Source organism: Streptomyces sp. NBC_00080, from assembly GCF_045041255.1.
GTDB lineage: Bacteria > Actinomycetota > Actinomycetes > Streptomycetales > Streptomycetaceae > Streptomyces > Streptomyces coriariae.
The window spans coordinates 9,704,355-9,716,685 of the sequence record NZ_CP108235.1 but is presented as its reverse complement, the minus strand read 5'-3'; the positions used below and the strand labels follow the sequence as shown (position 1 = coordinate 9,716,685).

Annotated in this window: 10 protein-coding genes and 3 pseudogenes; 6 read left to right on the top strand and 7 right to left on the bottom strand. The window is 71.3% G+C overall.

The window, feature by feature from the left end; translation table 11 throughout:
- Positions 1 to 69: 69 nt before the first annotated feature.
- From OHU34_RS43395 to OHU34_RS43375, 5 genes are read left to right on the top strand one after another with little or no spacing between them, the layout of a single operon-like run.
- A complete protein-coding gene (locus OHU34_RS43395) occupies positions 70 to 900 on the top strand; it encodes a TnsA-like heteromeric transposase endonuclease subunit (protein ID WP_405763987.1) in 831 nt (276 codons plus the stop codon).
- 41 nt (positions 901 to 941) lie between these two features.
- Entirely contained in the window at positions 942 to 2,903 is a 1,962-nt protein-coding gene (locus tag OHU34_RS43390) for a transposase (RefSeq protein WP_405763989.1), read from the top strand.
- Positions 2,897 to 5,020 carry a transposase gene (locus OHU34_RS43385; protein ID WP_405763991.1) on the top strand — a complete coding sequence of 708 codons (2,124 nt, stop codon included), beginning with the start codon at positions 2,897 to 2,899 and terminating at the stop codon, positions 5,018 to 5,020. Before OHU34_RS43390 ends, OHU34_RS43385 begins: the two co-directional genes overlap by 7 nt.
- Complete coding sequence (locus OHU34_RS43380; RefSeq protein WP_405763993.1) at positions 5,017 to 6,039, top strand: TniB family NTP-binding protein; 1,023 nt, start codon at positions 5,017 to 5,019, stop codon at positions 6,037 to 6,039. The genes OHU34_RS43385 and OHU34_RS43380 overlap by 4 nt, the downstream gene beginning before the upstream one ends.
- Positions 6,036 to 6,950, top strand: coding sequence for a TniQ family protein (locus OHU34_RS43375; protein WP_405763995.1), 915 nt, complete (start codon positions 6,036 to 6,038; stop codon positions 6,948 to 6,950). The genes OHU34_RS43380 and OHU34_RS43375 overlap by 4 nt, the downstream gene beginning before the upstream one ends.
- Before the next feature lie 358 nt (positions 6,951 to 7,308).
- Here OHU34_RS43375 and OHU34_RS43370 read toward each other — a convergent pair whose 3' ends face one another.
- The 6 genes and pseudogenes from OHU34_RS43370 to OHU34_RS43345 form a co-directional block, all read right to left on the bottom strand.
- Positions 7,309 to 7,731 (bottom strand): hypothetical protein, encoded by a 423-nt coding sequence (locus tag OHU34_RS43370; RefSeq protein WP_405763997.1) that lies wholly within the window; start codon positions 7,729 to 7,731, stop codon positions 7,309 to 7,311.
- Between the two features lie 9 nt (positions 7,732 to 7,740).
- Positions 7,741 to 8,133, bottom strand: coding sequence for a hypothetical protein (locus OHU34_RS43365; RefSeq protein ID WP_405763999.1), 393 nt, complete (start codon positions 8,131 to 8,133; stop codon positions 7,741 to 7,743).
- Between the two features lie 409 nt (positions 8,134 to 8,542).
- A pseudogene (locus tag OHU34_RS43360) lies at positions 8,543 to 9,198 on the bottom strand (hemolysin III family protein).
- Positions 9,199 to 9,381: 183 nt separating this feature from the next.
- Positions 9,382 to 9,714: a MerR family transcriptional regulator gene (locus tag OHU34_RS43355; protein ID WP_405764000.1), complete on the bottom strand. Its 333-nt coding sequence runs from the start codon at positions 9,712 to 9,714 to the stop codon at positions 9,382 to 9,384.
- Positions 9,715 to 10,586: 872 nt separating this feature from the next.
- A pseudogene (gene tpg, locus OHU34_RS43350) lies at positions 10,587 to 10,860 on the bottom strand (telomere-protecting terminal protein Tpg); the annotation flags it as partial.
- Positions 10,861 to 10,864: 4 nt separating this feature from the next.
- A pseudogene (locus OHU34_RS43345) lies at positions 10,865 to 11,246 on the bottom strand (transcriptional regulator); the annotation flags it as partial.
- Between the two features lie 184 nt (positions 11,247 to 11,430).
- Between OHU34_RS43345 and OHU34_RS43340 the strand changes: the two are divergent.
- Positions 11,431 to 11,748 carry a hypothetical protein gene (locus OHU34_RS43340; RefSeq protein WP_405764002.1) on the top strand — a complete coding sequence of 106 codons (318 nt, stop codon included), beginning with the start codon at positions 11,431 to 11,433 and terminating at the stop codon, positions 11,746 to 11,748.
- Between the two features lie 64 nt (positions 11,749 to 11,812).
- Here the strand turns inward: OHU34_RS43340 and OHU34_RS43335 are convergent, their stop codons facing one another.
- Complete coding sequence (locus tag OHU34_RS43335) at positions 11,813 to 12,328, bottom strand: YceI family protein (protein WP_405764004.1); 516 nt, start codon at positions 12,326 to 12,328, stop codon at positions 11,813 to 11,815.
- Between the last annotated feature and the right edge of the window lie 3 nt (positions 12,329 to 12,331).

Sequence of the window (12,331 nt, the reverse complement as noted above, 5' to 3'; positions counted from 1 at the left end):
TGCAACGCAGTTGGGGTTACCCGCCGGTTCGCCTGCGCGGCAGGACGGGCATGGCGTTATGTGGAGTTCGTGATCATCGACAGCAGCCAGGACAGCGCGCAGGGCGGCTTACCCGCGCTCGCAGGCGCCTGCCGGGTGCCGGAACCGGGCGCGGTGGAGGCGGAGTTCGCCGCGGTGGGCAGCACGCTCGTGCAGCGCCGCTGGGTTGAGGCCGCCGTGGCGGTCAAGTTCGAGCAGCTGGCGCCGGTGGCGGCGTTCCCGGTGGTGCCCGGGCGGCGGTGGGGACCGGGCTGGTGGTGGTCGGCCACGACCGGGCGGCACGTGATGCACGGCTCGCAGGCGATGTGCATGCAGCTGATGGTCCTGGACCGCGATCCGCAGGTGGTCGGCCTCTCAGCGCGGCCGGTGCGGCTGATCTGGCGGGATCCGGACAGCCGGCGGACTCTGAGCTGGGTGCCGCAGCTGTTCGCCCGCTACGCCGACGGCCGCGCACTGCTCGCCGACTGCCCCGCCACCTCGACGACCGCCGGAACACGGGCCGAGCGCGCCGCCGTGGTGGTTGCTGCGGCGTGTGCGGCGGTGGGATTCGCCTACCGGCGCATGGTGCCGCCGGACAAGGTGGTGGCGGCGAACGTGAGGTGGCTGGCCGGCTACCGCCACCCGCGCCACCGCGACGCCGGCGGATTGGAGCAGGCGGTGCTGGAGGCGTTCGCCGCGCCGCGGCCGTTGATGGCCGGGGCCGCGGCGGCGGGCGAGACCCTCTCCGCCCTCCCGGTGCTCTACCACGCGCTGTGGGGCGGACGGCTGGTGGCGGACCTGACGCGGCCGCTGGGCGAGCACACCCTCGTGGCGCCCGGCCCGGCCGCAGGCGACGGGGAGCAGGAGCAGCACGGCAGGTGAGCAGGCACGAGGTAACCGCCCCCGGCGGGCGGTGTGTTGGAGTGGGCGCTCAGGTCACGTTCGAGGACCGCACCTGGCAGGTGACCGGTCTGGCCGACGGGCGGGTGTATCTGGCCGCCCAGGACGGGGCCACCGGGTGCGTGCTGGCCGCCCATCTGGTGGCCGCCGACGGCTTCGAGGTCCTCGGCCAGGCCGCCCCGCAGATTCCGGCCGCCGCCGCGTGGGCGGAACTGCCGTTGCCGGCCCGGGAGCGGGCGATGGCCTGGCTGCGGCACATCCGGGAGGTCGAGACCGGGCTGCCCGGCGGCCCCGGCAGCGGCGGAGTACCGAGGCCTGAGTACGACCCGCAAGCCTTCACGCTCGCCGAGCGGGAGCACGCCAAGGCGAAAGAGCTGGCTGCGCTCGGCTGGACGAAGGTCAGCCGGCCCACGGTGCAGCGGATGCGGCTGGCCTACCAGCGCCAGGGGCTGCTGGGGCTGGTGGACAAGCGGTCCCTGCGCGCCTCCTCCCCCACCGGGCGTACGGACGAGCGGGTGGTGGCCGCCGTGCTGGAGGCGCTGCGCATACGTCGCGGCCGCAGGGCGACCACGGTCAAGCAGGTCATCGACCTGGCCGAACAGATCGTGGCGCAGACCCACGGGAAGGGCCGGGTGACGCTGCCGGCCAGGTCGTCGCTGTACCGGCTGGTGAGGATGCTGGCGGATCCGGCCGAGCCGGTGGGCAGCCCGGCGCGCACCGCCGCCGGTCCGGACGGGTCAGGCGGCGGTCCGCCTGCACTACGGCCCGCCGAGCGGGTCCATGTCGCCACCGCCCGCCTGGGCATCGAGGCGGTGGGCGAGGACGGCCGTGCGGTGGCGGTGGCGGTCACCTGCGCACTGGACGGGGCCACAGGCTGCGTGCTGGCCGCCGTGCTGCACCCGCAGCAGGCCGCGCCGGTCGAACTGTCCGTGCTGCTGGCCGAGATGGCAGTCCCCCGCACGGCGCGGCCCGGGTGGCGCGAGATGCTGCGGGCAGCCCACGAGGCGCTGCCGCTACCGCAGCGGCTGATGCCTTTGGACGCGCGCATCGAGGCGACCGTGGCGCGTCCGGCGGCCCTGCCCCAGACGCTGCTCTTCGACCCGGCGGCGGCCGCCGTCACCCCCTGGTTCCTGACCGTGTGCGAGAGCCTCGGCGTGAGCCTGGAAGCCGCCCCCGCACGGCAACGCGGCACGCGCAGTGTCGCCGGGGACACGGTGAAAACGCTCGCAGGGCTGTTCACCCGGCACGCCGCCGACCTGGCCACCGCGCTGCCTGGTGTGCATCCGCAGGACAGCGCGGGAGGGCAGGCGCAGGCGTTCTTCAGTCTGCCGCACCTGCAGGATGTGCTGGACGAGTGGATCACCGCCCGCTGGCACACCCGCCCCCAACAAGCCCTGCGGCACCCGCTGCTGCCCAAGGCGGCCCTGAGTCCGCAGGAGATGTGGCGGGTGCTGCTGGGCGTCGCCGGATCGGTACCGGTGCCGCTGAGCGGGCAGGACTTCGCCGAGCTGCTGCCGGTGCAGCACCAGGCGGTCACCGAATCCGGGATCCGCCTGGGCAGGCGCCGCTACGACCACGAATGCCTGGATGAGCACCGCGGCCGGGCCAGGCCCACCACGGACGACGGTCGGTGGGAAGTGCACCACCACCCCTACGACACACGGCAGGTCTACATCCGGCTGCCCGACGGACTCCTGCACGAGATCCCCTGGACCGAGCGCGCGCACGCGCTTCGCCCGTTCGACGACGCCGTGCGGCGCCGCACCGGGCAGATCCTCGCCGCGCGCAGTGGCCCGCCCGGGCATCCGGCACCCTCGAGCGACGGGCCGGGGCGGGAGGCCGGTGTGCCAGTACCCGAGCCGGGCGAGCAGGGCCTGATGGCTGATCCGGCACCGGGCGGTGGCGTGCCCCCGTTCCCGGACGGGCCCGGGCGCGCAGGGTCCTTCGGAGTGTGGGACGCGCAGGCGGAGGCCGAGCAGTGGTGAGCGCGCCCGGCCGTCCGGGCCACCCCGTGGCCCTTGCGAGCGGCAGGCAGGTGAAGCTGGGCGCGTATGTGACATTCCAGGGCTGTACCTGGCAGGTGGCCGCGGTGGCCGGTGCGTCGGTGACGCTGGTCGGCGAGGACGGGCAGACGGCGTCGGTGCTGACCCCGTTCCTGTTCGCCGACCCGGGTTTCACCCTGGTGGGCTCCCCCGCCACCGGGGTGCGGCAGTGGGGGCTGCTGGAGTCGGTGCCCGCCCGGGAGCGGGAGCGGGCTCTGGCCTGGCAGCGGCACATCCGCGAGATCGAGACCGGACTGCCCGACGGCCCCGGCAGTGCCGGGATGCCGCGGCCCGCGTACGACCCGCAGCGCACATCGATGGCCGAGCGGGAGCAGGCCAAGGCCGACGAACTCGCCCAGCTGGGCTGGCCGCGGGTCAGCCGGGCCACCGTGCGCCGCATGCGGGCCCGCTACCACGGCCAGGGGTTGTGGGGTCTGATCCCGCGCCGCAAACCCTCCAGTGCGACCGGGCAGGCCGATGAACGGGTGGTGGCCGCGGTGCTGGAGGCACTGCGCCGCCAGCGCGGGCGCTCCAAGGGCACGCTGAAGGGGCTGCGGGAGCTGACCGGGCACATCCTGGCCGACACCCACGGGCCGGGCACGGTGGCACTGCCCGCGCCGTCGACGTTCAACCGGCTGGCGCGGGTACTGGCCGACCCGCTGGAGCATCCCGGACGGCCGGCCCGCACCGCAACGGCCGCGCCGGTGCGGCCCTTCACACCGACGGTGGCGCTGCGGCCGGGCGAGCTGGTGCAGATCGACACCACCCGCCTCGATGTGATGGCCATCGGCGAGGACGGCCGTGCGGTGCGCCCGGAACTCACCATCGTTCTCGAAGTGGCGACCAGGTCGGTGGTGGCGGCCGTGCTGCGCGAGGAGGGCACCAAGGCCGTGGACGCCGCCCTGCTGCTGGCGGAGATGGCCGTCCCCCACCCGGTGCGGCCCGGCTGGGGCGAGCAGCTGCGCCTGGCGCACGCCGCCGTCCCCTACGACCGGCTCCTCGCCCTGGATACGCGGCTTCAGCCGGCGGCGGCACGCCCGGTGGTGGTGCCGGAGACGATCGTCATCGACCGCGGGGCCATCTTCGTCTCCGCCGCGTTCCTGGCCGCCTGCGAGACCCTGGGGGTGAGCGTGCAGCCCGCGCCGCCCCGGTCCCCGGCCGCCAAGGGCGCGGTGGAGCGCACGTTCGGAAGCATCAACTCGTTGTTCGCGCAGCACGTCGCCGGCTACACCGGCCCCCACGTCCTGGCGCGCGGCGAGGCGGTGCAGGACGAAGCCCGGTTCACGGTGGCGCAGTTGCAGGAGCTGCTGGACGAATGGATCACCGCGTGCTGGCAGCACCGCCCGCACGACGGGCTGCGCCACCCCCTGCTGCCGAAGAAGGCGCTGGCCCCCAACGAGATGTGGGGCGCGCTTCTGGGCGCGTGCGGGTACGTGCCGTGGCCTCTGGGTGGCGCCGACTACCTGGAACTGCTGCCGGTGCGCTTCCATCCCGTCACCGGCCGCGGCATCCGCATCAACCACCGCACCTACGACCACGCCGTGCTCAACGAGCACCGCGGACGGCTCTGCCCCGCCGGGCCCGGCGGCAGGTGGGAGATCCACCTCAACCCGCACGATGTACGCCAGATTTACATCCGGCTGCCCGACGGGCGCCTGCACGAGATCCCGTGGATCCACCGCGACCACGTCCACGCCCCCATGGGCGAGACCGCCTGGCGCCACATCCGCGCCGCCCTCGAGCGGCGCACAGACCGCGAGAAGCACGAAGCGGCCCTCGCGGAGGCCGCCGACCAGGTCCTGCGCCGCGCCCGTCCCCTGCCCGGCCCCGGCGCACCCGCCGCAGCAACCGGCCGCCAGGTGCCGGCGGCAGGCGGGGCGGGCCCGCAGACAGCGGATGACGACGCACAGACCGGGGGCAGCGAGGACGCCGCGGACAGTCTCGACGCCGTCGACGCCCGCACCCATGTCGATGACGACAGCCAAGCCGGTGGCGAAGAGCCCCCGCCGCCGGCCCGATTCGCGCTGTACGACGCCTTCGAGGAGGCCGAGCACTGGTGACCAGCCCCGATGTCACGCCCCCCGTCGAAGAAACGTCCGCGCAGGCAGTCACCACCTTCGATGCCTTCGCCCGCTTCGCACACGCCACACTGCCCACGCCGCCGCAGCCCGGCCAGGCACCGCGCTCGCTGGAGGAACGCCTGGCCTTCCACTCGCGGTTCGTCACCGTGCGCACCCCGGCCATCGAGAACCTCTCGCGCAGTGTGCGCACCCTGATGATCCTCGGCCGCCACCAGCAGGTGACCGCCCGCCCGTCGCTGATCGTCACCGGCCCGGCCACCACCGGCAAGACCACCGCGCTGCTCGAGGTCGGCCGCACCTGCCACCTGGCCCACACCCGCCGCGCCCAACCCGGCGACGACAGTGTGCCCGTCGCGTATGTGCTCGTCCCGCCGGGCGCCACGGCCAAGACCCTGGCCGGGGAGTTCGCCCGTTTTCTCGGTATCCCCGTCACCACGCGCATGACCACCGCGCAGATCACCACGGCTGTCTGCCACACCTACACCGCGGCCGGGGTCAAGCTCGTGCTGATCGACGAGATCCACCGCCTCAACCCGCGCACCTCCACCGGCGCGGAGGCCGCCGACTGGCTGAAAGACCTCACCGAACGCGTACCCGCCACCTTCGTCTACGCGGGCATCGACGTCACCGCCAGCACGGTGTTCACCGGGGTGCGCGGTGCGCAGCTGGCCGGGCGCGCCTCCCTGATCGACTGCGGGGCGCTGCCCGCCCGCGCCGGCGGCCGGGAGCCGTTCCGCGAGCTGATCGCTGCCCTGGAGCAGGCCCTCGACCTGACCGCCCACCGCACCGGCAGCCTGCCCAGGCTGGCTCCCTACCTGCACGAGCGGACCGCCGGACGGATCGGCAGCCTGGCCCGCCTGATCCGCCAGGCCGCCATCGAAGCCATCCTGGACAGCAGCGAGCGCATCACCAAGTCGCTGCTGGACTCCATTGCGCTGGACCACCTCGCCGAGGAGCACTACCGGCCCCGCACCCCCGCCCGACCCGGCAGCCGGTGACCACCCCCACCTCGAGCCGCCCCGCCGTGCGAGCCGGAACCATGTGGCCCACCCGGCCCGGCGCCCTGCGCGTGAGGCCGCTGCCCCGCGAGGCCACCGCCTCCTACCTCACCCGCCTCGCAGCCGCCTACCACCTCAGTGCCGCCCAGCTCCTGGACGGCCTGCACATCACCACCACCGGCACCCCCGCCGCCCCGCCCGCCACCGAAATCCACCTCAGCAACGAAGCCGCCCGCCGCCTGTCCGGCTTCACCCGCATCCCGCCCGCACACCTCGCCCGCGCCCTGGCCCGCCGGCCCCCACCCGCCGCCATCGGCACCGCCCGCGCCGCCATCGCCCGCTGGCAGCCCGCCCAGCCCGCGATGCAGCCGCTGCCTGCGTGCGCCGCCTGCACCGCTCACCGCAGCCCGCACAAAGCCGTCCCCGCATGGATCCACCCGGCGCCCAACCTGCCCCGGGCCCTCATCTGCACCCGCCACCAGCAAGCCTCAAGCGACCCCAGACAGCGCACCCCCCTCGACATCCGCGCTGTCCCCGAACTCACCCGTGCCCGACTCACCAACCGCCGCCCGCCCACGGCGTCCTCCCTGAGCTGGGCATCGACGATCACCACACGCTGGTACGACCACCGCCAACACCTGCACCAGCGCTGGCACACCCGCCTACACCGGCTCACCACCACCAACCCCCACCTCGTCCCAGGCCCGGCCTCACCCGCCCTGACCTGCCGGAACCTGATCATCTACCCCGAGACCCTCACCCTCGCCACAGCCCTCGACCGCCTGCCCCCACACCCCCTGACACCCACCCAGCAGACCGCCTTCCTCCACGACCTCGCCAGCCGCCTCCAACTGCCCCGCCTCGCACCCGCCGACCACGACCTGCTCCGGCAACGCCTCACCGCCCGCTGAACGGCCCACACCCCTTGCCGGCCCCAGCACACAACCAGCCGACACCGGTACCTATAGGCGCGCCAACCACACTGAGCAACAACCGCCGCCCCACCCAGCTCACTGCGCAACACCAAACAGCCAGCTCAGCCCACGTACCACCCGTCACCGGCCCCGCAGCCCCGCATCGACTGCCCCCGCAAGGCGAACACGCTGCTCAGTACAACTGAACAACAGCAGGTCACCATCAAGATCAATAAGCAAAAGCGTCAGCTACGCCACAGGTGTATGCGGTCAGCTTCACCACGTATCTGGGCGGGGACGTCGCCGCGCTCGGCAATGAGCCGGCTATCGACACACGTGGCAGCGTCCAGGCGGCTCAGCGCACCGTGGCGGCGTCTCGCGGGACGAACCGCGTGTAAGGGTGAGCGGGGTCCGGGCGAGGCTCGCCCGGCGGCAGCACGGGAGCCAGCGTCTCGAACACCCGCTCCATCACCCGGTCCGTGTACCCGTCCATCGTGGCCGATGCCTGGAGCAGCACACCCCCCGCCCGCAGCGGGAGCACCCGGTGGAACGCGCCCGAGTCCTCCAGCGCCGCGGCGCCGCCCAGCCGCGCCGCAAGTTCCGCCGGACAGACCGTCACCCAGGCGTAGCCGCGCAGGAACTGCCGGCCCTCGCGCAGGGACGTGCGCCGCCTGCGACGCAGCACGACGTCAAGGCTGGTGAGTTCGTCGAAGTTGTCCCACTCGATGTGGCCGAAGAGGGGGCTGCTCCCATCCAGCGCGGCGTACAGGAAGTCCACCGCCGCAGTTCAGGATGCGACGTCATCTGGGGAATTGACACTGGCCAAAGCCGATGCCCGCCAGATGGAACCGTCACTCAGGACGTGATAGGAACTCGCCCGGCCCAGCACCTCCGGCTCCCCGTCGTCCGTGAGAAACACGAGTTGGGCTCCCCAAGGGAACGCGGAAAGCTGCTCCTCGAACTGCGGCCACGTCTTCCCGATGCGAGGGAAGCGGCGCACCAGGTCGTCGATGTCCGGGACGATCTGCGCTTCGGAGACGGCCCCTCCCCCGCTCCCGGCCTCCGCCTCCACCAAGCCGCGGTACAGCCTGGTGCGGGCGGCACGAAACCACCGGACCAGCGATGCCCCAGGACTGCCCGGCACAGCCGCATCGAACGAGGCTTCAACGCATACGTTCATCCCGCGCACCCTACTCGTGCCCGGCAATAGGAAATCCTGCGACGATCACCACATTCCGAAGCGATCACTGAACTCGCACTTCAGGAGCCTCTCTGGCTCCTGAACCTCTGCCGAAACCCCAGCTCAGGTCGAGACGTCACAACAACCAGAAATCCTGCAATGATCACTAGACCAACAGCTCAACGCATCGATCATGCAGTGATCCTTAGCGGATTTGTCACAGCGGCTCCTTCACTGCTTGATGACGCTCAAGCCTCCGCCCGGGGTGCGCGAAAGAGCTTGCCGAGCCCGATACCGGACAAGTCACATTGCGCCACGGGACCCGGGGCATGCCGCGCCACCAGCCCCTCTCGGATCATGTGCGGCCAGGGCCCTCCGAATCCTGCGCTCCGGCATGCCTCGGCCGCGGTCATGTGGCTGCCAGGAGGATGGCCTGTAATGCGCGGTGAAGGCGGCGATGGTCAGGGCGTGGAAGACCTCGTGGAAGCCGAACCAGGCCGGTGAGGGGTCGGGGCGTTTGAGTCCGTAGACGACGGCGCCCGCCGTGTAGAGCAGGCCGCCGGCGATGACGAGTACGAGGACCGCGATGCCGCCGGCGCGGGCGAAGTCCGGCAGGTAGAAGACGGCCACCCAGCCGAGGGCGATGTAGCACGGGGTGTACAGCCAGCGGGGAGCGCCGATCCACAGGACGCGGAAGGCGATGCCGACCAGAGCACCTGCCCACACCGCGGCCAGCAGCACCCGCTGCTGACTCGCGGGCAGCAGCAGTACCGCCAGCGGGGTGCAGGTGCCGGCGATGATCAGGAAGATGTTCGCGTGGTCCAGCCGCCGCAGGACCGCCTCCCCGCGCGGGCCCCACGTGCCGCGGTGGTAGACCGCGCTGGTACCGAACAGCAGGCAGGCCGACAGCGCGTACACCGAGCAGGCCGCCACCGCCGCCGCCGAGCCCGAGACGGCGATCAGGACGATCCCGCCGACCAGCGCCAGGGGGAACACGCCGGCGTGCAGCCACCCACGCATCCTGGGCTTCAGCGCAGCCGCCGCACGGTCCACCCCGCCTTCCAGGCCGACGGCTGCCTACCTGGAAGGCAGTTGGCCGGTCGCGTCGGCAGACGCATCCGTCGCGGTTGTACGCAGAGTGTCGGGCAGAGTGCCGGGGCGGGAGTCGAACTCCCGTCCGCGTAGCGGCGGCTGGGCATCCTCGGCGATCATGCGTTCATATTCTTGAATTCGGCGGAAGAGGGCGGGTCAGACGCTGGCCGGGTGCGAGGTTGCGGTGCGGCGGTACTCGGCGTTGAGGCGCTGGGCTTCTTCGAGTTGGTCTTCGAGGATGATGATGCGGCAGGCGGCCTCGATGGGGGTCCCGTGGTCAACGAGTTCGCGGGCGCGGGCGGCGATCCGCAACTGGTAGCGGGAGTAGCGGCGATGTCCGCCCTCGGAGCGGAGCGGCGTGATGAGACGGGCTTCGCCGATGGCGCGCAGGAAGCCCTGGGTGGTGCCGAGCATCTCGGCGGCCCGGCCCATGGTGTAAGCGGGGTAGTCGTCATCGTCGAGACGGCCGAACGTGTCGTCTACAGTCATTGCACCTCTCTGTGGAACGCGTGGAGGGGCCCTGGCGCCGTACTGCCGCCAGGGCCCCGAAGGAACTGCTACACCATCTGCCGGCCCTTACTACTGCGCCGGCCTTCTGTTTCCGCAGACCCGGCCGAGATGCTGCCGGGGATGCTGGGATCGCGGTTGCTCGACCGGAGACCACCTCACTATCGATGTCCTGCGGTACCCGGACTCAACAAGCCGCCCGGGCGATCCTGATGGCTCCCAATTCCTCCGTTCATTCCCTCAATTGCTGGTACTGCTCTCCTGCGTACTGCTGGTGATGCGACCTGCTCCGTAACCTGTCACAGCGCCACTCTTCGGCAGCCAGCCCCGTTCACCCGTCCTGCGACTGCTCTGGCTTGGAACCCCACTGCCGAACCTCCCGGTGCGCGCGCCCGCAGCCGACGCCTTCACCGAGGTACCACTCACTTAACTGCACTGCTGGGTACCGCGAACTTCACTTACGGGTACTGCCACTGCGGTACTGCTCACGGCGGCCCCTGATCACTGCGGGCCACCCGGTCCGGTCGTCAGCCCCGTCGCCGTCCTGCAACAACCCTGGCTTCGAAGCTCCACCACCGCACCGTCCTGCGGACTGCAACTACGTACTGCTGCCAGGCAGTTCGTGTCTGCCAGGCCCTGCTGTCTCTCTGGGCTACGGGAGAAACCATACCTACGTCACCGGCTAATGTCTACTCCAGCCAACATAGATTTTCTGTGTGCCCGATGAGGAGGTAATCGGCCTCGAGAGCAGCGTTAAGGGCACCAGATGGAGTCCACCCAGGCCGAGGACGACTGAGGGGGCCAACCGGAGACCGGTCGGCGCACGCGAGACGTGTCGCCCTCTCGTTGAACCGCGCGGCCTGTCGGCGGCGGCGCTTGCGGACCCGCGGTTGCCAGCGCTGCCGCACCGCCTCGTCGACCTTCGCCGCAATGTCCGGAAGCGGGTTCCTACGGGCGCCGCGCCGGTAGCGGTTGACCGAGTCGGCGGTGACACCGATCTCCGCCGCCACCGCTTTTGCCCAACTGGCGGATCAGGAAGCCGATCCGGCCCTTCAGCGTCCTGGGCGGCTCCTGGATGAACGACTCCCGGTCGGCGCGCTCGATGGCGTCCCCGATCTCTCCCGCCACGGACCTACTCCCCTTCGTCCAGGACAGCGTCGCCACCCTTGATGTGACGGGCCGGGTTGAGACCCTGCTCCATCAGGTCGACCGCCCACAGCATCGTCTGGATGCCCTCCAGCTTGGCCAGGCCCGGCGTCGGCCCGAGACGGAATCCGCCGGGCTGCGGCTTGCCCGAGGCCGCATACGGCACGACGCAGTCGGACAGCACCGCGAGCGGGAACAGGCCCGTCGTCCTGGCCATGTTGGTGAGCTTGCGGTGCATGTTGACCCGGGCCTTGCTGATGACGGCGGCGCGGATGTCGGGGCGCCAGGTTGGGTGTTCCAGCGCCGGCCACCGCTCCCCCCTGCTTGTAGGACTTGCCCTGCGGGCGCTCACGCAACTTGCCTACCCCTCGGACAGGGCAACTGACGTTCCGGACCCAGCGTTGGCTTGCGGCGTCCCAGCTCACGACGACGCGTCGGCCTCGGCCATCGGGCTTTGCAAGCTCCTCCAGACCGTGATCACCAAGGTCAACGAGCGCTTGTAACGCCGCGTTGGGGATGTCGCGCGACGCAGCCACAGGGTCCGCCTGCGAAGTGGACCTCCTCAAAGAGGTGCTCTGGCGCCGTCCCATCGTGATGGACATCGGTCCGGTCCTCGATCTGGACGATCTCATCGGGACGAAGGTGCGGGCTTTGGGAGACCGGGGTCTCGCACGTGATGCCATGGACGTTCACGCCGCCCGCCACCTCTACACCATTGGCGCACTGGAGAGCCCAGACGCCCGGAAGAGTTCGACCTCCATGAGCCTGCACGACCGGCTGGAAAGCCTCGAGTGGATCAGCGACGCGGAATTCGAGGCTTATGGCATGAACACCGCCGGTATCACGGAAGATCCCCGCGGCCACAACTGATAGTCGGCCCGCCGCTCACGAGGGATCACTGACGTCGCGTCAGGCAATATTCACTGGCCGTACCTCAGGCGACCGTGCGCGTGAAGCGGAGCGTGGTGGTGATCGTCGTCAGGCCGCCCATCATGCCGAGCTGGTTCATGGTGATCCCGAACTCGTTCCGGTCCACGGTGAATGTGGCGTCCAGGGTGACCGCGTCGGCGTCCGCCTGGCTCAGGCGGGCGGTGAAGTTCTGCGGCCGGCTGACGCCGTGCACCGTCAGCCGGCCGGACACCTTCACGGCCCCGTCGGCGCCGAGTTCGGCGGCGCGCACCACGAAGGTGATCTCGGGGTACTTCTCGACGTCGAAGAAGTCCGCACTGCGCAGGTGCGTGTCCCGCTTGGCGTTCTTGGTGTCGATGGAGGCCGCGTCCAGGACCAGGGTGCCGGTGACGGTTCCGTCGGCGGCTACCTCACCCCCGCCGCTGACGATGGCGAAGGTGCCCTTGGCGGCGACCAGGCCCCACATCGCCTTGTGTTTCAGGGCGACGGTGGAGGCACTCGTGTCGAGCTGCCACTGTCCGGTTTCCACGCCGACGGTCATGGC